A 19091-nucleotide genomic window follows, 5' to 3' on the forward strand; every position below is an offset into this window, starting at 1 on the left:
CCGTCTGCGCCCACGGCACAAGGGCTGGCGCTTGAAAAAGCACCAGCCCTTTTTTATTTGGATTGACGCAAACAAGGATGCACAGGTGCTGCATTCAGGAGCAAAGCGCTGTGCTTGAACTCATTTTGCGTGAGTCGTGTTTTATTTTCCCCCTCGAAGAAATGTCATGAACGAGTTGGACTCCCTGGTCGACACCGCACGGGCCGCCTTTGCCCACGCCAAGGCGCCCGCCGATCTCGAGAACGCCAAGGCGCTGTTCCTCGGCAAGGCCGGCCGCATCACCGAACTGATGAAGGGCATGGCCCAGCTGCCGGTCGACGAGAAGAAGTCGCGCGGCGCGGCGATCAACGTGGTCAAGCAGGCGATCGAGGCGGCCCTGACCGAACGCCGTCAGCAACTGGCCGACGAAGAACTCGCGGTGCAGCTGCGCGCGGAATCGCTCGACGTCACCCTGCCGGGGCGTCGGCCTGCCGGCGGTGGCCTTCACCCCGTAAGCCGCACGTTGGAGCGCATCGAGGCGATCTTTGCGAGCATGGGTTTCGACGTGGCCGACGGCCCGGAGATCGAAAGTGATTGGCACAGCTTCACCTCGCTCAACAACCCGCCCAACCACCCCGCGCGTTCGATGCAGGACACCTTCTATGTCGACATCAATGGCGATGACGGCATTCCGTACAACCTGCGCCCGCACACCAGCCCGATGCAGGTGCGCTACGCCCACCAGCACATCAAGAAGTACGCGGCCGAGTTCGAGGCGGCCGCCAAGGACACGACCGGCACGATCAAGGCGCCGGAGATCCGCGTGATCGCACCGGGCCGCACCTACCGCGTCGACAGCGACGCCACGCACTCGCCGATGTTCCACCAGTGCGAAGGCCTGTGGCTCGGCGAGAACGTCAGCTTCAAGGACCTGAAGGTCGTCTTCACCGACTTCTGTCGCACCTTCTTCGAGAGCGACGACCTGGTGCTGCGCTTCCGCCCCAGCTTCTTCCCCTTCACCGAGCCCAGCGCCGAAATCGACATCCAGTTCCAGAGCGGCCCGCTGGCCGGCCGCTGGCTCGAGGTCGCGGGCTCTGGCCAGGTGCACCCGAACGTCGTGCGCAACATGGGGCTCGACCCCGAACGCTACATCGGCTTCGCCTTCGGCATGGGCCCCGACCGGCTCACGATGCTGCGCTATGGCGTGAACGACCTGCGGCTGTTCTTCGACGGCGACCTGCGTTTCCTGTCGCAGTTCCAATAAGCCGGTCCCGATCAGTTTCCAGAGAGAACGAGAAGATGCAATTCCCCGAGTCCTGGTTGCGCGAGTTCTGCAACCCGCCGCTGTCCAGCGCCGAACTGGCCGAGACGCTCACCATGGGCGGCTTCGAAGTCGAAGAGAGCCGTCCCGCCGCGCCGCCTTTCAGCCGCATCGTTGTCGGCGAGATCAAGGAGGTCGTGCAGCACCCCAACGCCGATCGCCTGCGCGTGTGCCAGGTCGACGTGGGGCAGGGCGCCTTGCTCAACATCGTGTGCGGCGCGCCCAACGCGCGCGTCGGCATCAAGGTGCCGTGCGCACTGGTCGGCGCCGAACTGCCCCCGGGCGATGATGGCAAGCCCTTCCTCATCAAGATGGGCAAGCTGCGTGGCGTGGAGAGCCAGGGCATGCTGTGCTCGGCCAGCGAACTCAAGCTGAGCGACGACCATGGCGGCCTGCTCGAGCTGTCGGCGGATGCACCCCTTGGCGCCGATGTGCGCGACGTGCTGCAGCTCGACGACACGCTGCTCACGCTCAAGCTGACACCGAACCTGGCGCATGGCCTGTCGGTCTATGGCATCGCGCGCGAGCTGTCTGCGTTGACCGGTGCGCCGCTCAAGACGCCGACGATCCCGCCCGTTGCCGCCAAGCTGGCCGACACGCTGCTGGTGAAGGTGCTGGCGCCCGAACTCTGCGGCCGCTTTTCCGGCCGCATCGTGCGGGGCGTGACCACGACGGCGAAGACCCCGGCCTGGATGGTCGACCGCCTGGCGCGCTGCGGCCAGCGCAGCGTCACACCGCTGGTCGACATCTCGAACTATGTGATGTTCGAGTACGGACAGCCCTCGCACATTTTCGATCTCGACAAGATCCACGGCGGCCTCACGGTTCGTTGGGGTCAAGCCGGCGAACAGCTCAAGCTGCTCAACGGCAACACCGTGACCGTCGATGAGAAGGTCGGTGTGATCGCCGATGAGCAGGCGGTCGAATCGCTCGCCGGCATCATGGGCGGCGATGCGACTGCCGTGTCCGACGACACGAAGAACATCTATGTCGAAGCCGCCTTCTGGTGGCCCGAAGCGATCCAGGGCCGCTCGCGCCGCTTCAACTTCTCGACCGATGCCGGCCACCGCTACGAGCGCGGCGTGGACCCGAGCCGCACGGTGCAGATCATCGAGCGCATCACGCAACTGGTCATCGACATTTGCGGCGGCGAGGCCGGCCCGATCGTCGACGAGACGCTGCGCCTGCCCGAAGCCAGGCCGGTGACGCTGCGCGTCGCCCGCGCGGCCCGCGTGATCGGCATGCCCGTCACGCAGGCGCAATGCGTCGAAACACTGAAGCGGCTCGGCTTGCAGATCGAGGAAGGCGAGGGCACGGTCATCGTCACGCCGGCGCCGCACCGCTTCGACCTGCTGATCGAGGAAGACCTGATCGAAGAAGTCGCGCGCCTCATCGGCTACAACAACCTGCCGACCACCGCGCCGCTCGCGCCAATCACCGCCCGCGTGCGGCCGGAAGCGCAACGCAGCCGTTTCGCCGTGCGCCACCGCGTCGCGGCACTGGGCTACCAGGAAACCATCAACTTCAGCTTCGTCGAAGCGCACTGGGAACAAGACCTCGCCGGCAATGCGAACCCGGTGAAGCTGCTGAACCCGATCGCCAGCCAGATGAGCGTGATGCGCTCGTCGCTGATCGGCTCGCTGCTGCAGGTGCTGAAGTTCAACCTCGACCGCAAGGCGCCGCGCGTGCGCGTGTTCGAGGCGGGCCGCGTGTTCCTGCGCGACGACACGGTCGAGACCACCGACAGTACCGTCAAGGGCATTCGCCAGCCGATGCGCCTGGCCGGCCTGGCCTGGGGCGATGCCGAGGCAGCGCGCTGGGACGGCAAGCCGCAGCGCGTCGACTTCTACGACCTGAAGGGCGATGTCGAGGCACTGCTCGCACCGCGCGTGCCGACCTTCGAGGTGGCCGAGCATCCGGCGCTGCACCCGGGTCGTTCGGCCCGCGTGCGGGTCGACGGACGCGTCATCGGCGTGGTCGGCGAACTGCATCCGCGCTGGCGCCAGAAGTGGGATTTCGCACACGCGCCGATCGTGTTCGAACTCGACCTCGAGGCCCTGGCCGAGCGGCCGGTGCCGGTGGCCAAGCCGGTCCCGAAGTTCCAGGCGGTCGAGCGCGACATCGCCGTCGTCGTGGCCGAAAGCGTCACGCACGGCGCACTCATGCAGGCCATCGCGTCGGCATCGAACAACGGCCTGCTGCGCGATGCGGTGCTGTTCGACATCTACCGGCCACAGACGGCGCGCGATGGCACTGTCGCCGCAAGCGGCGGCCTGGTCGCGGGCGAGAAGAGCATGGCCGTCCGCCTGAGCTTCCAGGGCGACGGCGCCACGCTCACCGACGAGCAGGTCGACCCGGCCGTGCGCGCGATCGTCGACCGACTGGGTGCCGACTTCGGCGCGCGACTGAGAGGATGAAGGTCATGGATTTCACGCTCGAAGCCCTCGAAACACCCGCACTCACCAAGGCGCATCTGGCCGAACTGCTGTTCGAGCAGATCGGCCTGAACAAGCGCGAGTCCAAGGACATGGTCGAAGCCTTTTTCGAACTGGTGTCGACGAGCCTCATCGAAGGCACCGACGTCAAGATCTCCGGCTTTGGCAATTTCCAGATCCGCGTGAAGGCACCGCGCCCCGGGCGCAACCCGCGCACGGGCGAGGCGATCCCGATCGGCGCGCGCCGCGTCGCGACCTTCCATGCCAGCGCCAAGCTCAAGGAACAGATCCAGGGCGGTATGGCCGACGAGTCGGAAAGCAGCGAAGACGCCAACGATGCGACCGCGTGGCGCGTGGGTGCGGAATAAGTGCTTGTTGCGTCGGGTGCGCGTGGAGTAACCTCTAAGGTTTCGCGCGCACGATCTTGATTTCAATGGAGAAAACGCTCCCCCCGATTCCCGTCAAACGCTACTTCACCATCGGTGAGGTCGCCGAGTTGTGCGGGGTGAAGCCGCATGTGCTCCGTTATTGGGAGCAAGAGTTCACGCAGCTGCGCCCGATGAAGCGGCGCGGCAACCGGCGCTATTACCAGCACCACGAGGTGCTCATGATCCGCCGCATCCGCGATCTGCTCTACGACCAGGGCTTCACGATCAGCGGCGCGCGCAACAAGCTGCAGGAGTTCACCCAGACCGAGCGCGACCGTCGCAAGGTCGGCGGATCGAACGGTGAAGGCGAGGTGTTGATCGATGGCGTCGAGGCGACCGACATCGATCCGGAGGAGTGGGTGGCGGCCACCCAGTTCGCGGCGTCGGTGCAGCCGATCGCAACGACCTCCGATCCCGGCCCCTGGCAGCAGCTGCGCCGCGAGTTGTTCGAAATTCGAGAATTGCTGGCCGCGGGGCACTGATTCGGCCGGCTATAATTGCGGGCTTCGGTGTGTGGCGCAGCCTGGTAGCGCACTTGCATGGGGTGCAAGGGGTCGAAGGTTCGAATCCTTTCACACCGACCAAATTGCTAGATAGATCAACGGGTTAGGACCAACAGTCCTGACCCGTTTTTCGTTGGCTTTGACAAATTCGCTGGGTTCCTGACAAACCCACGGACATCGGCTGACTTCTCAGCCAATCTCACGCCACATTCCGCCCCCCTCGCGCGGATGGCAACGGGGTCGAGGCCGGGACCTTCCGGCGGTACACCTTCCTCGTCACCTTCACGTCTTCGTGGTGCAGCAGCTCTTGCGCCGCCACGTCCGACGATGCATCTGAAGCCGCCTTCGCGCGCATGTCGTGGAAGGTGATCTCCCTCGCCTTCAGGCCGAGCTTCGTGCGCACCGTGCGCCAGAGGCTCTTGAATGCCTCCTTGCCGTAGGGGTTGCCCTGCTTGGTGATGAACAGGTAGTCTGCCGGCAGGCTCACGGCGCCGCCGCGGTTCTTCTTGCGCAGCTCGATCGCGCGCTGCAGCGTTGCCTTCAGGTCCGGCGTCATCGTGTAGCTCTTCGCCTCGTGGCCCTTGCCGTTGCGCTTCTTCGTGACGCGCAGCGTGATCTGGTCGTCGTCGAAGTCGCCGATCCGGATGTCGAAGATCATCCCCTCGCGCGCGCCGGTCTGCGTGCTGATCTCCAGCATGCACTGCAGGATCGGGCTGGCGGCCGCGTAGATCTCGTCGTAGCGGTCATCGCTCACGTACTGGTCGCGCGGGCTCTCGGGCAGGTATTCGATCGCGTCGCACGGGTTGAATGTGGTCAGCCCCCAACGGATGCGGGCCAGGCGGAAGATTCTGGACAGCAGTTGCACGTCCTTGTTCGCTGATGCCGCGCGCTCGCGGTTGTCGTAGAGGTGCTTGGTGATGGCCACTGCCGAAAGGTGGCCCGGCAGCATGGCCTGCACCTCGGTCTTGGCGTAGCGCAGCTTGCCGAAGGCTGGGCGGATGCGCCGGACGCGGCCCTGGTACTCTTTGCGCGTCGCCTCGCGCTTGAACGCCGCCAGGTCGTCGCCCTCGTACTTGCGGATCAGCTCCTCGACGGTGCCTGCGACATCGTCGTCCGGCATGGCCGACACCAGCGCGGGCGAAATGTGCTTCTCCCACCAGAGCCGCGCCTGGATCGGCGTGGTGCCGCAGCGCATCGCGAGCCCGGCCGCCTTCAGCCGCTGCTCGATCTCCTTGGTGAGGCCGTCGGTGCCGCGCCAGTACCAGACCTGGCCGACCTTCCGCATGCCTCGAGGGAGGTCGGGGATCTTCTTGTTAACCGTGCGCGGCCTCGGCATCCGCGATCTCCTTGGACAGGGTGGTGAACGTCCGGACGGCTTTCACCGCGGATTCCATGCGGGCGAGATTCTGCGCTTCGAGCTCTACGGTGTTCCAGCGGTGGCCGCAGGCGTTGCAGCACCGCAGCCGTGCCACCTTGCTTGCGCCTGGTCGCGTCGACAGGACGCGCTGGTCCTCACTGGTGCAGGCTGGGCAGTGCATCGAGAGCCTCCAGATCGTCGAGCACCGGGTCGCGGTGGCTCATCGAGGTGCGCGCATCTCCTACAGCCTGACCCGGTGCCTGCGCTGTACGGTGTTCGGACACGCCACCCGGAAGGAATGCCATGAACGAACTGATCCGACCAGCTTCCAAGCCTGCCCTGGTGACTGACCCGAACGCTAGGAAAGAAGCCGACGAGCCGGAACTCGATGACGGCGAGCCAGGCAAGGACGAGAACGCCGCCGGCTTCCTGAAAAACACGACCGACGAGCCGGACAGGGAGTAGCGCGATGCGACTTTCTCACCTGGCGCTGACCGTGATCGAAGACCCGGACCATGACGGGGCGTACCACTGGCTCCTGCTCGAGTCGCAAGGTGACAGCGGCGTGAGTGAGCACTCAGCGTCTGAGGCAAGCTACCCATCGGCCTCGGAAGCATTCCAAGCCGGCGCAGCGAGTTGGGAGCTTCAGATGCGGCGAGAGGACGAAGACGCTGACCCGGTTGGCGACAACGTCGCGCCCTAATCTTGGAGGTGCACCATGGATCAGATGGAGACTTTCGAGCACAGGGGATGGATCTTCCTGTGCAGCGCGGAGCTACTGGACAGCGGCCTGTATCACGCAGTTGTTCGATATCGATGCCCCCCGAGTCACGAGTTGCGCACGTTGAAGATCCTCGATGGCAGGTACAGCAGTGCGACCGAGGCACTGCTCGCCGGCCAAGCGCGAGCGGTCGGCTGGGTTGATGAGCGCGAGGGCGATGGCCGCAGCTCTGATTGAGGAACGCTGGCCCTTGATGCGCCACCAGCAGCGCGAATAGTTTGATCGAACCGAACCCTTCACTAGGAAAAATCCCATGAGAGCTAAGACCCATCGCGGCCGTTTCTACGACGCAAGTTCCAAGGTTGAATCGCAAGACGTATACCGCGGCGTTTTCGACGTCGACAGCTCGAGCGAAGAAGTTTCGGATGGAGTCATCAACGAAGTGACGACCGATACCTACCCGACGCGGGAAGCCGCAGAGGAGGCCGCTGACGCTGCGGCTATGCGCTGGATCGACGCCGAGTGCAAGGACGCCTGACGAAGCGCCCTCGCGGTCTACAGCCGCTTTGGTAATCAGTGCGGCTCTCACAGTGACCATCCATGCGCGATCTGCATCGCGAAGACGAACACGACGGCGCCGGTGCCGACGGCGTACCAGAGGTCGCGGATCATTAGCCGACCTCCTGCATGCGCACGGCGCTGACGATGGCGTTTCGGATCTGGACCCGCGCCGTCGTCGGCAGCACGCGCCAGACGGTTGGGAAGTTCTTATCGATGAACTCCATGATGGTGAAGGCGACCAGGTCGGCGTCGATGGTGCTGGTGGGCTTGGGCACCAGCCGCAGTAGTCGTGCCTGTGGCGTGCGCGCGTTCACGATGCATCTCCCGTGAACTCGACCTTCTCGATGTGGTCGTCCAACGCCTTCTTACTGAGCTCGACTAAGGTGCTGATCCCCCACACGCAAGCGTCGTCGGGATGCTCCACCTCTTGTGCGGCCGCCGCGAGGACTCCGATGATCACGTCAAACTGCGCGCTGCAATCGTTCAGGTGGTCGGTGTTGCGGGATTGGATGTCATCCCACAAAAGCCCGTCCATGAACCGCAGGAGGTTGCGCGCGGCGAACACAAGGACGCTCTTCTGTTGATCGTCGGCGAGGTTCTCAATGAGCGCCAGGGCGTGCCCGAAGTGCATCTGCGCGGTGTCGGCGTCCTCGCTGCAATCCGGCTCGCTCACGTCGGTCGTCGCTGGTGTTGACGCCGCCGGCGCGCTGCCGGGCTCTGCCACCTCGGGCAGCAGCGCACCCAGCGCGGCCGAGTCGGCTTCCTCCTGCGCCCAATCCAGCAGGTTGAACGCTTCGGCCAGCGTGGCGGAAAGGACAGTGCCCACCGCCAGTGCCATGGCGCCCTCAAGCGCGGCCAGCACTGGGAACAACGCAAGTTGGGTCCGTTCAAGATGTGCGCGATCGGGGTAGGGCTCACCCTCGACACCCATGATGGCGGGATGCGCAGCCCTGCACAGAAGATCGTGGTTGATCAGGTCAAGCAGCACATCGACCGGCGTGCCGCGCTCGGCCGCGTCGTAGGCCATCTCGAGCTTTTCGTCGGCGGTCTGGAGCGTGGCGCGCAGAGTCGCGAGGCGTTCATCGGCAGTCTCCCCTCTTAGGGGGGAATAGACCTGGTCCGGGCGCCTGTACGCCGCTGCAGGTACGCCGGCCGGCTTCGGCGCGCTCTTGCGCGGCTTGGTGGCGACGGCGGTCATGCGGAGTACTCCTTGCCGTTCGCCGCGCTGAGTGCCTGCCGATACTGTTCCCAAAGGACTTGGGCAGCCGCGTTTGCTTCAGCAGCCAAGCGCTTGATCACATCGCAAAGAAGCGGAAGCGCGCTGTCCGTCAGCTCATATTTTGCGAAGTCGCCACTTTCGTTCTGCACCGCCGTTAGGCACATGGCGCAGGATCCGAGTGCCTGGATCTCCTCCGTTCGTGCGATGAGGATGTCGACTGCCGTCGAGTCGAACTCGATCGGAGGGACGTCCTTCGCGCTTGCAACAGTCAGTCGCGGGGGCGGCGTGAGGGGTGGTTGCGCCGCGGTTACTGATGTCACTGCCGAGGTGACAGCTGTTGCGGTTTCTTGTGGGCGCGTGCTAACCTTGACCATGTGAATGTCCTTTGCTTTTGATCGGGCGGGGGGTTTTCATCGAAGCCTCAGCGACTGCAATCGCTGGGCTTCACCTATTCCGGATCGCCGTTCTCCGAAACGTGCTTTCAAGATACCAACCGGCAAACGTTCTCGTCTAGGTTGGCCGGGAAAATTTTTCAAGCTGCCTCCTTTTCGCTGCCGAGCAGCGGCAAAACGCTCGGCGACCACTTGATCTGCTGGATCGGTACACCGCTGCCGTGGCGCTTGCCGGTGTCGAGAATCCGAGCGAACTCGCGGCCAGCCTCGGTCACTTCCCACACGTCACCGCGCTTCATCTGCATCCCGGCCTCGGCCAGTAGCAGATTCACGCCACGCGCGCTGGTGCCGATGCGCTTGCCGAGTTCAGTCGGCGTGAAGAACTGCGTGTCCTGCCTCTCGGCGTCGAGGTGGATCTGGCCCAGCCCGGCCATGAGGTTCACGTCGGTGAGCTTGGTGACCATCTGGTTGGCGCTGATCGCAGCGGCGTTCTTGTCGCAGCCCAGCAGGCGGGCCACGCGGAACAGCGGCGGAAACGCCTTGGCAGCGTCGTAGGCCAGGCGAACGGGCGAGGGCGACGCCTTCGGTGCCGTGTAGCTGCCGGTCTTGCGGATCGACGGCAGCACTTCCTCGAACACCCAGCGCTCGAAGCGCTCGGCGGCTGGCAGAGTGCTACTCACGATCAGGCGCAGCACGTCAGGCTCGGACAGCACGCGCACTTCCTGGACGCCGCCGCCAGTGTGAAGGGGGTAGCGTTTGGCGACCCCCTTGCAGTGTGTGGTCATCGCATCGCTGGCGTTGGAGTATCCGAGTGCCTCGGCGACATCCTTGCCGACGAAGTAGGGCTCGCCATCGATGTCCAGCGCACGCACCGCGGCGCCATCGAAGCTGAAGGGGACGATCTTGTTCACAGGGTTCCTTTCGGGGTGGTGAGTAGCTGGCTGCGCTTGGCCTTGTAGGTCGCCCGAAGGCGGTGAAGGATTTCGGCGTTGAAAGTGCGCTCACTTTCCTTTGCCGACCCATGCAGTGATGCATGGAGGTCTGGAGGAAGACGTAGGGCTGTCTTCACAAAGTCTTTTTGGTTACTCATCCGTGTTTCCATAATGGAGGCGTTTGATGACTGTACATTGCTTCTGTCATGGAGGCAAATAGTCGACTGACATTGAAGGACTATCATGGAGGCATGGCTACCAGACTGGATCAAAGTGAGTTCATCAAGACAGCACTGCGCCTGCCCCCTGCTTTGCATGCGGCTGTTCATGCGTCGGCAGAGGAGGCCGGTCGTTCGTACAACGCTGAGCTGATTGCACTGCTTGAAGCCGGGCTGAACCCAACGGGCGATGACACTGCGGTCAAAGCAATGGCGGTTGCGGTTGCAAAAGCCGAAGAAGAGGCCGCTATCTGGCGCATACAGGCGGAAGGTGGCCTGTTTCAGAGCGCCACGATCTGCCGTGTATTCCTTGATACGCTTCTGGCGATTGATGCGTTGGGCGTCGAACTGCCGAACAAAGACGAGGTCGATCAAGCCTATGCGGACGCCTATAGGGTGATTCTCGAAGCCGATGCGAGCCTGGACGATGGCGGCCTCGACGATGCCATCGCACTTGCTGAGGCAGCGGAACTGAAGCTCAAGCAAGCGCGGGCGGATTTGGCGGCCGTAACCTCGAAGCGAGGACCGAGAAACGATCCTCTTGCTGCATATCGTGAAATTCTCAGGCGCAGCCCGCCACTTCAGCCAGATCCTCGTCGGTATCCGCAGAGCAAGGGGCCCGCTCACAGCTCCAAGGCCCGCAAAAAAAAGTCCTGAGAGATTGTCAGTACTGAGTAACTTAGGGCGATTGGTGGCTGGGCCATCACATGTGTGCATCGCCGGCAGCTTGCGTGCCGGCTCGCAAAATTGCGACGGACTGAGAAGTGGCTTCTGAGTGACTGGAAAGTCACTGGGGCGGCGCTGGAAGAAGCTCATGCTCGCCAGTCTTCCGGCTGCGGTGCTGCCCGTCATGGTGAAACGCTTCACCAGGCTCCAACTTTCCATCGCACGCCCCAGCTGACCCGCCGTGCATCCGGTGTGCTGCGGTATGGACGTAAGTCTCGGCGCGCGCGGCGCGGACGAAAACGCAAGTGCGGTATGCGGCCGCAGTTGCGGAGCCCAGTTAGCTGCGTAGCAGGCGTTTTGCTTGCGGAAACTTCCGCGAGAGGTTGCTTGCCGACAGCCCTTCGAAGCCATCAAAATGCTGATCGAGCAAGCGAATCAGCTCGGCCTCTGAAGCGACCGACGGATGACGGGGTATCCCTGGCATGTCACCGAAAACTACGCTTAAGAGCGCCCCAATGATCCTCAGGAGTCCGTTGCGCTCTCTTGCAGAGAGCTGTTGATCTTCTGCTGCAGTGGCGCTCGGCTGACTGGCTACTGACCCGGGAAGCCTGAGGGTAGGCTCTTGCTCTCTTCGCGCCGCCGCTTCGAAATCCAATACGCCTTTTGCGATCACTCCACCATTAAGATCATCGAACTGCTCGTGGGGCAAACCCGCAAGGCGCAAAAATTCGGCGCAGTCAGTGTCGCGCACGTATAGGTCGAGCAGCCATAATTCTTGCCCGCCTTGTACTGAAAGCACGTCGGGGATCATTTCCGACTGATGCAACTCCGTGAGGATGTCGGCCCATAGGTCAGCCGCTTCGGCGAGTTCGAGCGGTTCTGGTTTGAACTCAGAGCTACTCCTTGCGTAGATCGGAACAAAGCCTCCTACCTGCTCAATTGCCAGTCTTAGCGCCATGGACGTGCGGCGCAGCCCTGAGCCGAAGGATTTCAGCCAATCGGAGAGCGACATGAAATCGCTGCCGTTAGCCGCCAGGAAAGACTGAACGGACGTCGCTCTTGCGGCTTGCACGGCGGGCTCAGCTTGTTCTGACGAAGCGGTCGACGATGTCTCTGGGAATGGAACACCTGTTTCAGAGAAGAATTTTTTTAAGTGCGAGGCCAGCCATCCGCCTACGTACCCATCTCCATCAGGATCCCAATCGAGCTCCTCAGGATGGGATGAACCAAAGTCCCTGAAAACGTCACCGCTCCATGGCGTGTCGACTTGTCTGAAGTCACGTCGCTCGCGGTGATACGTCAGCATCGGCAGAGCATCTAAGGCAGCTTGTTGCCTCAGAAACCAGCTCGCGGCTTGAATTCTTGTGACGCCTTCTTGCTTCGCCACAGCATCTAGAAGGTCGTCCCCGGAAACGAACTCTCGAGACACTAGCGCGATCTGGTCAGCAATTCGCATTGGGCGCTCTTTCTTGGTCAATCACACCCGTGATACTGCCACCAACACCAGCGAAAAGCCCGTGTTCAACGATTTTCGCGTTCGGCGCTACAACGGCGAATGCCTATCGCCCAGCGCCGCCACCCCCTGTTCCTCGCCCTGATGAAGCCGCAGCCGCCGATCTACCCTGACGCCGTGACAGCGGTTGCCTGGGACGACGACATGCCGGTAGAGGGGGTCGACGGCGTCGTGTACCTGGTGAGCCGGCCATGCGCCCAGATGCGCACCTGGGCCCGCAAGCTGCAAGCGCTGCACCGGCTCGACGACACGCACAAAGTGGAGGAGGGGATCAGCAGTCTCAGCCTGGCACCGCTGCGGCCGGGCGAGCTCAAGACGATCGGCATCGCTGAGCGTGACCTGTACAGCAAGACCGGCCGGGAGGTGCGCACCGCGCGGGCCGGCTACCGGCTTTACTGGACGCTACCGCTGATGCTTGTGATCCTGGAGCGTGCCGGCGGCCAGCCGGTCGGCTTTGTGTCGTTCCAGTTGAAGTGGGCGGTTTGCGCCGACCCAGCTGAGGATCGAGAAGTTGACCTTGAGGTCGAGCCTGGCCAGGCTTGGATCGCTCCGGCGTTCCGTGGCCGACGCTGGGGCGAGCTGGCGGCCATTGCCATGGCCATGGTGACCCGCAGGAACGTCGATCAGGTTCAGTGCTCGGTTCGCTGGCCCGCCGGCTACAGCGCTGAGCTGAAGGTCACGGTAGGTGCCGACGTCTACAGCTCGAGCGGCGAGGCGTTCCTGAGGCACTGCGCCCAGTACATATCGATTGAAGTCGACTTACTCGAGGGATGCCGACTGGAGGTCAACGAGGTGGTGTTCGATCCGCGGTGGTGACTATGGCTCTTGCTGATGGACGTGGCCTGCCAGAATCCGCTGTCTCAACGAAGCGGGGTACGTGTCCGACGAAGTCATCTTGCATCTCGGTAGCACTCCTGTACGCACTTCGCGATCGGTAGGGCGTCGGCACCCCTCGACCTGGCGCATACTGCTATTCAATTCTGGCGACGCGAGACGATTCCGCCACCACCCTGCTGCGACCGGCGCCACGCCGCAGCTCACCAGGGCCATCGACATGCGCGGCTTCCTACTGAACAATCGCGAGGAGCTCATTCGACGGTGCAAGGACAAGGTCGCGCTGCGGCCCTCGCGAGACGCGACCCTCGAGCAACTTTCGCACGGGGTCCCGATGTTTCTCGACCAACTGACGCGCACGTTAGAGGCTGAGGATGGTGGTGACACCGCCGGCGGACTTCGAATTTCAGGGGCGTCGGGAGGCGAAGGCTCGGCGCTCTCGGAGATGGGCGTTTCGGCGACGGTTCATGGCGGCGAGCTGCTCGGGCTCGGTTACACCGTCGACCAAGTCGTCCATGACTATGGCGACTTATGCCAAGCGATCACAGACCTCGCCGTCGAGCGAGACGCCCCGTTCTCGGTCGACCAGTTCCGCACGCTAAACCGCTGCCTGGACAACGCCATCGCTGATGCGGTGACCGAGTTCGCTGCCCAGCGCGACGTCCAAGTGGCGAGACAACAGGCCGAAGAGGAGAACGAACGGATTGGTTTTCTCGCGCACGAGTTGCGCAATCACCTGCACGTCGCCAAGCTTGCGTTCGCAGCTCTGGAGTCAGGCAGGCTTCCGGTTGGCGGCTCGACTGGTGCGGTGCTCAGACGCAGCCTTGCCTCGATGGAAGGTTTGATCGACCATTCCTTGGCGGCTGTTCGCGACGCGGCTCTCGTGCCCTCGCATCCGCGCATCTTCTCGCTCGCAATCTTCTTGGCCGACGCCGGACGCGTTGCCCAGCTCTATGCGGCCGACACGGGGTGCACGCTCCGCATCGCCGTAGTGGAGGCGCAACTCGCGATCGAAGGCAATCGCGAACTGCTGATGGCGGCACTCGGCAACTTGCTACAGAACGCCTTCAAATTCACCAGGCCAGGTAGCGAGGTTGCGCTGCATGCGCATACGTCCACTGATTCGATCAGCATTGACGTGGAGGACTGCTGCGGCGGACTCCCGGACGGCAGCGCCGACACGATGTTCGAGCCTTTCCAGCAAGGCTTCGACGACAAGCGTGGTCTCGGATTGGGGTTATCAATCGCAAGGCGCAGTGTCGAGGCCGATCGTGGACGCTTGACCGTACAAGACATAGCGGGCAAGGGATGCGTCTTCACGATCAGCTTGCCGCTGCGAAGGCTGGCGTAGCGGAACGCCAAGCGGGTCGAGCTGAGCGAAACGGTCGAAGTGCTCAGACGGCAGGTCGAAGGGCTGGAAGGACGCCTTAAGGGCGACGCCAAGGCGCTGGCATAGCGCGGGCGAACGGTTACGCCGGGAGGGGCCCGACGGAGCCGTTCACCGCGAGCGATATCAGGGAGAGCGTTAGGGCGAGCACCAAGTTCACGACCAGGGCATCCTCAGCCCAGACACGGTTGCCCTTTCGTAGGCTGGCCTCGTAGGTGCGGAAGCATGCGGCGGGTGACCAACATGAACGTCCGCTCGGCGAGATGACCTATATATATTTTTGATCTCGTTAGGATGCCCGAGCAATAATTCGCTGCGGCCAGTTGCCGTTCCCGAGGTCCCGACTTGATTCAAGACAAACACCGCTTGCCCGAAGTTTTTGGGGTCTCACGGCAGTTGCCGCTGACGTATCAGCCTCGTGACTACGTGGACTTAAAGCTCGTAAACAGCCTCTACCGCGAGAAGCATATCGTGGTTTATGGAGGGTCGAAACAAGGCAAGACCTGTCTGCGAAAACACTCGCTTCTCGAAGATGACTACATTGTCGTTCAGTGTGCAAACGCAACCCAGATCAGTCAGCTCTATGCTTCAGTCTTAAAAGAGGCTGGTGCAATACTCGAGGTCTCGGAGAAGTCCACCCTGCGGGGCGAAAAGAAACTGAGTGTTGAGTTTAAGGCAGGCGTATCGATCCCATTCGTGACGTCCGCGCAAGGAAGTGGCGTTGGCAGTTCCAGCACGCAAACGGAAACGGCTTCAGAGCGGAAAAATCTGGAAATTGATTCGGCAGATCCGAATGATGTAATTCGCGTACTGACTTCGATGGGCTTCAGCAAATTTATTGTGCTGGAGGATTTTCACTATCTTTCCGAGGAGGTGCAGCGTCAAGTTGCGATGGATTTAAAAGCCTTTCATGAAAAATCACGGTTGTCATTTATTGTTGTCGGTGTCTGGCTAGAGTCAAATCGCTTGGTTATGTACAATGGGGACCTTGCTGGCCGGCTTATCCCCATCGATGCGGATAATTGGGAAAAAGATGATCTCAAGAAAATTATTCTCACAGGAGAGGCGCTGTTAAACATTAGCTTCAGTGAGGATGTTCGACTTGCAATTTTGAACGCAGCTCAAGGCAATGTCGGGATTTTGCAAGAGGCATGCTATCGATTGTGCGAAGCTAAGCGCGTCACGGAAACACAGCCGACCACGGTTGTGATAGACGATGCTAATGCTGTTGAATCAATTGTTCAAGGACTCGCACGCGAACAAGCCGGGCGATACCAGAACTTTTTAACGCAGTTCGTTGAAGGGATCGCGAAAAGCGATCTTGAGATGTACAAATGGTTGATGTATGTGATTATCGATGCGACCGCTAGTGACCTTCGTGGAGGACTAAAAGCGTTCGATATATTTACGCGAATGCAGCGTGTTCATCCGTATCGAGAGCGCCTTCGTTATAACAATACACTCCAGGCGCTTCGGAATGTGGGAAAGTTGCAGCATTTAAAGCGTGTTCAGCCTGTCATTCTCGACTTTGATTCTTCAGAGAATATGCTTCGCATCGTCGACAGTGGATTCACCTTGTTTCTTGGTGCGCAATACCGTCAGGGCTTGAAAGAATTGATCGGACTCGGGGAATTGCCGCCAAGGGCACCTGATGTTCCATTAGAACAAGACCTTCCGTTTGTGGAAGGCTCGCAGGGAAAGATCGGCGAGTAGCCTCAGCAGCCTCAGCAGCCTCAGCAGGCTCAGCAGGCTCAGCAGGCTCAGCAGGCTCAGCAGGCTCAGCAGGCTCAGCAGGCTCAGCAGGCTCAGCGTGGAAAGATGTGTTCCTCGCGGCGCGCATCGCTGATGCGGCTCACTCGCTTGCCCTTCAAATCAACATGCCGTGATTCAGTGGCCACCCGGAGTGCCTCATTCAGGGCTAAGGCGGTGCTAAGAGTTGCTAACGAACGCCGCCACGGGCACGGCGAACCTCCCCGCGAGCGCGCGCATCTGCCGCAGGTTCAACTCTCGCTTACCGTTTAGCACCTCTGAGACGACCCCCTGCGATCCAAGCTCGTCCGCGAGATCGGTTTGCTTCAGTCCATGCTGATCCATGAGGAAACGAAGCATTTCGCTCGGAGCGACATCCTTGCCGGGGTAGTGCACCTCGTCGTAGTCGCCGATCAGTTCTCCCAGCGTTGCAACGAGGTCGGCCAGCGGGTGCGATTCATCCGCGGCACCAGCGTCCAAGAGGGCATTCAAGGAGGCGACGGCCGCGTCGTATTCGCCCTCTGACCTGACGGGATGCAGGGGGACGTGCTTCGAGATGGCGGCGAAGTGGCCTGCCAACTCGTCAGCTGCTTGGCGGTCGATTACGGCTTCCATTTGTCGTACTCCTGGTGAGTGAAGACGTGGCGGATGAACAGCATCTGGCGGTTGAAGTGGATGGCCGAGATCACGCGGTACTTGTTCCCGCCGATATCGAACACGTAGTACTCACCCACTTTATCGGTCGCGTTGAAGCTGTTCTTCAGCTCTGCATAGTTCGAGAAAGCACCTGTCTCGATGATCTTGCGCCAAGCTTGCAAGGGCGCATCCGCCTCGACGTGCTTGGCTGCAAACTCAGTCAGGGCCTTGTTTGAGATGAGGCGCATGAACCGAAGCATATCTCAAAATGAGATATCGCGCTCGCGATCACTTGTAGAACCGCTCGATGTCCGCAATGGTCTGCTCGACGACGCTCAAGTCGTCGGGATGCTCGACCAGTTCAACCAGCAGGTTCCCCAAGTTCTTGCGCAGCGTCGGGCGCTGCTGAGCTGCGATGCCGGCTAGGTACTCGACCAGCGCTCTCACGTCCGGCTCGGCCTCAGCTCCGACAAGCGTGAGGGGCGCACGCTCTGTTCTCGAGCCCTTGCCCGTCTCCAGCCACTCTGGGGAGACCCTTAGCGCTCTGGCGATTGAGACGAGCTCCCTCGGGCGCTGCCTGAAGCCCGACTCGATGTTCCCGATGGAACTCTGAGACACGCCCACCTCTTCCGCCAGTTGAACCTGGCTCCAGCCCAGTTCCTGGCGGACGGCCTTCACTCGTTCTGCGATGGTCTTCACGAACGAAATTCTCCCATAGCTTCTGAGTGCGTTCGTGTTAAGGTTGAGGCTTCTATCGTGTTTAGATGTGAGGTTCTCATGCAAGGCTTCTGGCAAGCAGTGTTGGCTGCAGGTGGGATCGGGCAACTGGCGCGCCGCATCGGCGTTGCCAACAGCACGCCGAGTAACTGGATCTGGCGAGGCAGAGTGCCGGCCGAGCACTGCCCGGCGATCGAGCGGGAGACGGGTGTGCGATGCGAAGTCATTCGCCCGGACGTGCCCTGGGGCGTCTTGCGGCGTCGCGCTCGCCCAGCGTCCGCGAAGGCAAAGAAGTGAACTCGATCGTGTTCGACGGCGTGGTGCGCTCGCGCCGAGCGGATGTGCCGCGCGGCGTCACATCCAACTCGTTGGCGGTGAACCGCATGACCACCTCGTCGTCGAGCACCCGGATCTCCAGCTTCGTGACCCGGAACATGACGCGGCTGCGCCAGGTGGCGGCGTCCTTGTTCGTGGACAGCGTGGTCCTGGTGCTCGAGTGCAGCAGGGCGGGATCGTTGGCGGCGGCCAGGGGAGGGCGTGTGTTCATTGCCCTGAAGTCTGGCCACGGCTGCCTGGAATCACCAGCAAGACGCAAAGCAACTTCATGCAGCACTTTGCGGCGCCGTGCACCGGCCGCAAGCCTCCGCAATAAGGGGAGCGCCTGTGCTGCTTGAACTGGAGCCTCCCGAGGCTCGTGCCCGAAAGATGGTCTCCGCGATCCTGCAGGCGACGCAGCGCGACGCCACCCAGGCCGCGATCGCGGCTGCCATGGGCGTCAGCGAATCGACCGTGTCGCGCCTCCTCAGCGATCACCTCGAGAAGTTGGCCATGGTGCTGGCGCATGCCGGGCTGAAGATCGCGCCCGCCACTTCGCGTTGCTTCCCTCCCGACTACGTCGACGCGCTGCTGCTCATGGCCAAGCAGCATCTGAGCGCCGTGCAGTCCGTCCGAAACCTGGAGTGGGACTGATGGCCCGCCCGGTGAACCGCGTGATCTACGTCGCGCACTTCCTCTACTACCTGAGCGTTCACCGGTCGTGGTCGAACGCCCGCTGGTGCATGCAGCACGAAGGACGAGCATGGAACTGAACGTTTTCGATATTGGCCCGATGGTCGACGGCATCAGCGTTGATCTGGGCAGGCTTCCAGATGCTGAGGGTAACGACTACTTGGTTCTGCTGCAGTACGGCGGACTCGTGTGTTCCAGCTGCACAAGCGCGGGGATCGTGAACAGCGTCTGGGCGAAGAGCCCGCCTTCGCCTCCAGACCGCCAGCCAATCGTCACCTTGATGCCCCTGGGTGGCGGCCCACGCGCGACCTTCGCGGCAGCAGGGATCGTGGAGAACGCTCGCTGCGGATTGGGCTTGTTGATGTGCAACTTGCGGGGAGTCGGCGACGTGACCACGTTCCTAGCCGCCGACATCAGGCACTTGGCCGCACGAGTCGAGCAAGACATTCCCGATGTCGTCGGCGGGTTCGTCGTGCGCTGGGAGCCCGCGATCGACGACGGCCTGCCGTTCTGAC

General features: G+C 62.1%; 26 protein-coding genes and 1 tRNA gene. 16 read left to right on the forward strand and 11 right to left on the reverse strand.

Annotated elements, in window-relative coordinates; genetic code table 11:
• The first annotated feature begins 166 nt into the window (after positions 1–166).
• The 5 genes from pheS to ACSFA2_RS03535 all read left to right on the forward strand — a co-directional run bounded on the left by pheS (position 167) and on the right by ACSFA2_RS03535 (position 4747).
• The gene (gene pheS, locus ACSFA2_RS03515; RefSeq protein WP_435453906.1) at positions 167–1243 is read left to right on the forward strand and encodes a phenylalanine--tRNA ligase subunit alpha; all 1077 of its coding nucleotides are present in this window, start codon (positions 167–169) and stop codon (positions 1241–1243) included.
• 35 nt (positions 1244–1278) lie between these two features.
• A complete protein-coding gene (gene pheT / locus ACSFA2_RS03520; protein WP_435453907.1) occupies positions 1279–3717 on the forward strand; it encodes a phenylalanine--tRNA ligase subunit beta in 2439 nt (812 codons plus the stop codon).
• Positions 3714–4103: an integration host factor subunit alpha gene (locus ACSFA2_RS03525; protein WP_435453908.1), complete on the forward strand. Its 390-nt coding sequence runs from the start codon at positions 3714–3716 to the stop codon at positions 4101–4103. The genes pheT and ACSFA2_RS03525 overlap by 4 nt, the downstream gene beginning before the upstream one ends.
• Before the next feature lie 65 nt (positions 4104–4168).
• Positions 4169–4645: a MerR family transcriptional regulator gene (locus ACSFA2_RS03530; RefSeq protein WP_435453909.1), complete on the forward strand. Its 477-nt coding sequence runs from the start codon at positions 4169–4171 to the stop codon at positions 4643–4645.
• A gap of 25 nt (positions 4646–4670) precedes the next feature.
• A tRNA-Pro gene (locus ACSFA2_RS03535) sits at positions 4671–4747 on the forward strand.
• A 118-nt stretch (positions 4748–4865) separates the two neighbouring features.
• On the opposite strand, the gene ACSFA2_RS03540 is transcribed toward ACSFA2_RS03535, so the two are convergent.
• Genes ACSFA2_RS03540 through ACSFA2_RS03550 form a run of 3 tightly spaced genes read right to left on the reverse strand, consistent with a single transcriptional unit; the run spans position 4866 to position 6328 of the window.
• Positions 4866–5951 (reverse strand): site-specific integrase, encoded by a 1086-nt coding sequence (locus tag ACSFA2_RS03540; RefSeq protein WP_435453910.1) that lies wholly within the window; start codon positions 5949–5951, stop codon positions 4866–4868.
• 28 nt (positions 5952–5979) lie between these two features.
• Positions 5980–6204 carry an NrdR family transcriptional regulator gene (locus ACSFA2_RS03545; protein WP_435453911.1) on the reverse strand — a complete coding sequence of 75 codons (225 nt, stop codon included), beginning with the start codon at positions 6202–6204 and terminating at the stop codon, positions 5980–5982.
• Positions 6179–6328: a hypothetical protein gene (locus ACSFA2_RS03550; RefSeq protein ID WP_435453912.1), complete on the reverse strand. Its 150-nt coding sequence runs from the start codon at positions 6326–6328 to the stop codon at positions 6179–6181. The genes ACSFA2_RS03545 and ACSFA2_RS03550 overlap by 26 nt, the downstream gene beginning before the upstream one ends.
• Here ACSFA2_RS03550 and ACSFA2_RS03555 point away from each other — a divergent pair.
• The 3 genes from ACSFA2_RS03555 (at position 6327) to ACSFA2_RS03565 (ending at position 7282) form a co-directional block, all read left to right on the forward strand.
• Positions 6327–6488, forward strand: a complete 162-nt coding sequence (locus ACSFA2_RS03555) for a hypothetical protein (protein ID WP_435453913.1) — start codon at positions 6327–6329, stop codon at positions 6486–6488. The two genes, ACSFA2_RS03550 and ACSFA2_RS03555, sit on opposite strands and share 2 nt — an antisense overlap.
• A gap of 253 nt (positions 6489–6741) precedes the next feature.
• Positions 6742–6981: a hypothetical protein gene (locus ACSFA2_RS03560; RefSeq protein ID WP_435453914.1), complete on the forward strand. Its 240-nt coding sequence runs from the start codon at positions 6742–6744 to the stop codon at positions 6979–6981.
• Between the two features lie 76 nt (positions 6982–7057).
• Positions 7058–7282 (forward strand): hypothetical protein, encoded by a 225-nt coding sequence (locus tag ACSFA2_RS03565; RefSeq protein WP_435453915.1) that lies wholly within the window; start codon positions 7058–7060, stop codon positions 7280–7282.
• 133 nt (positions 7283–7415) lie between these two features.
• Here the strand turns inward: ACSFA2_RS03565 and ACSFA2_RS03570 are convergent, their stop codons facing one another.
• From ACSFA2_RS03570 to ACSFA2_RS03585, 4 genes are all read right to left on the reverse strand, one after another.
• Positions 7416–7580, reverse strand: coding sequence for a hypothetical protein (locus ACSFA2_RS03570; RefSeq protein WP_435453916.1), 165 nt, complete (start codon positions 7578–7580; stop codon positions 7416–7418).
• A gap of 35 nt (positions 7581–7615) precedes the next feature.
• Positions 7616–8503 (reverse strand): hypothetical protein, encoded by an 888-nt coding sequence (locus ACSFA2_RS03575; protein WP_435453917.1) that lies wholly within the window; start codon positions 8501–8503, stop codon positions 7616–7618.
• Positions 8500–8898: a hypothetical protein gene (locus ACSFA2_RS03580; RefSeq protein ID WP_435453918.1), complete on the reverse strand. Its 399-nt coding sequence runs from the start codon at positions 8896–8898 to the stop codon at positions 8500–8502. Before ACSFA2_RS03580 ends, ACSFA2_RS03575 begins: the two co-directional genes overlap by 4 nt.
• 158 nt (positions 8899–9056) lie before the next feature.
• A complete protein-coding gene (locus ACSFA2_RS03585; RefSeq protein ID WP_435453919.1) occupies positions 9057–9827 on the reverse strand; it encodes a BRO-N domain-containing protein in 771 nt (256 codons plus the stop codon).
• Positions 9828–10099: 272 nt separating this feature from the next.
• Between ACSFA2_RS03585 and ACSFA2_RS03590 the strand changes: the two genes are divergently transcribed.
• Complete coding sequence (locus ACSFA2_RS03590; RefSeq protein ID WP_435453920.1) at positions 10100–10723, forward strand: Arc family DNA-binding protein; 624 nt, start codon at positions 10100–10102, stop codon at positions 10721–10723.
• A 346-nt stretch (positions 10724–11069) separates the two neighbouring features.
• Here the strand turns inward: ACSFA2_RS03590 and ACSFA2_RS03595 are convergent, their stop codons facing one another.
• Positions 11070–12188, reverse strand: coding sequence for a hypothetical protein (locus ACSFA2_RS03595; protein ID WP_435453921.1), 1119 nt, complete (start codon positions 12186–12188; stop codon positions 11070–11072).
• 99 nt (positions 12189–12287) lie between these two features.
• On the opposite strand from ACSFA2_RS03595, the gene ACSFA2_RS03600 reads away from it, so the two are divergent.
• The 3 genes from ACSFA2_RS03600 to ACSFA2_RS03610 all read left to right on the forward strand — a co-directional run bounded on the left by ACSFA2_RS03600 (position 12288) and on the right by ACSFA2_RS03610 (position 16179).
• The gene (locus ACSFA2_RS03600; RefSeq protein WP_435453922.1) at positions 12288–13061 is read left to right on the forward strand and encodes a hypothetical protein; all 774 of its coding nucleotides are present in this window, start codon (positions 12288–12290) and stop codon (positions 13059–13061) included.
• A gap of 238 nt (positions 13062–13299) precedes the next feature.
• The gene (locus tag ACSFA2_RS03605) at positions 13300–14430 is read left to right on the forward strand and encodes a sensor histidine kinase (protein ID WP_435453923.1); all 1131 of its coding nucleotides are present in this window, start codon (positions 13300–13302) and stop codon (positions 14428–14430) included.
• A 381-nt stretch (positions 14431–14811) separates the two neighbouring features.
• Positions 14812–16179 (forward strand): hypothetical protein, encoded by a 1368-nt coding sequence (locus ACSFA2_RS03610; RefSeq protein ID WP_435453924.1) that lies wholly within the window; start codon positions 14812–14814, stop codon positions 16177–16179.
• A 216-nt stretch (positions 16180–16395) separates the two neighbouring features.
• On the opposite strand, the gene ACSFA2_RS03615 is transcribed toward ACSFA2_RS03610, so the two are convergent.
• The 3 genes from ACSFA2_RS03615 to ACSFA2_RS03625 are packed head-to-tail and all read right to left on the reverse strand — an operon-like array spanning position 16396 to position 17550.
• Positions 16396–16830, reverse strand: a complete 435-nt coding sequence (locus tag ACSFA2_RS03615) for a helix-turn-helix domain-containing protein (protein WP_435453925.1) — start codon at positions 16828–16830, stop codon at positions 16396–16398.
• Entirely contained in the window at positions 16818–17099 is a 282-nt protein-coding gene (locus ACSFA2_RS03620; RefSeq protein WP_435453926.1) for a type II toxin-antitoxin system HigB family toxin, read from the reverse strand. Before ACSFA2_RS03620 ends, ACSFA2_RS03615 begins: the two co-directional genes overlap by 13 nt.
• Positions 17100–17139: 40 nt before the next feature.
• Complete coding sequence (locus ACSFA2_RS03625) at positions 17140–17550, reverse strand: helix-turn-helix domain-containing protein (RefSeq protein ID WP_435453927.1); 411 nt, start codon at positions 17548–17550, stop codon at positions 17140–17142.
• Between the two features lie 78 nt (positions 17551–17628).
• Between ACSFA2_RS03625 and ACSFA2_RS03630 the strand changes: the two genes are divergently transcribed.
• The 4 genes from ACSFA2_RS03630 to ACSFA2_RS03645 all read left to right on the forward strand — a co-directional run bounded on the left by ACSFA2_RS03630 (position 17629) and on the right by ACSFA2_RS03645 (position 19090).
• A complete protein-coding gene (locus tag ACSFA2_RS03630) occupies positions 17629–17865 on the forward strand; it encodes a YdaS family helix-turn-helix protein (RefSeq protein ID WP_435453928.1) in 237 nt (78 codons plus the stop codon).
• A complete protein-coding gene (locus ACSFA2_RS03635; RefSeq protein ID WP_435453929.1) occupies positions 17862–18242 on the forward strand; it encodes a hypothetical protein in 381 nt (126 codons plus the stop codon). The genes ACSFA2_RS03630 and ACSFA2_RS03635 overlap by 4 nt, the downstream gene beginning before the upstream one ends.
• Positions 18232–18537 carry a helix-turn-helix domain-containing protein gene (locus ACSFA2_RS03640; protein ID WP_435453930.1) on the forward strand — a complete coding sequence of 102 codons (306 nt, stop codon included), beginning with the start codon at positions 18232–18234 and terminating at the stop codon, positions 18535–18537. The genes ACSFA2_RS03635 and ACSFA2_RS03640 overlap by 11 nt, the downstream gene beginning before the upstream one ends.
• A gap of 109 nt (positions 18538–18646) precedes the next feature.
• Positions 18647–19090 (forward strand): hypothetical protein, encoded by a 444-nt coding sequence (locus ACSFA2_RS03645; RefSeq protein WP_435453931.1) that lies wholly within the window; start codon positions 18647–18649, stop codon positions 19088–19090.
• Position 19091: the final 1 nt, after the last annotated feature.

The organism is Variovorax cryoconiti (assembly GCF_051216395.1).
Taxonomy (GTDB): Bacteria; Pseudomonadota; Gammaproteobacteria; order Burkholderiales; family Burkholderiaceae_C; genus Variovorax.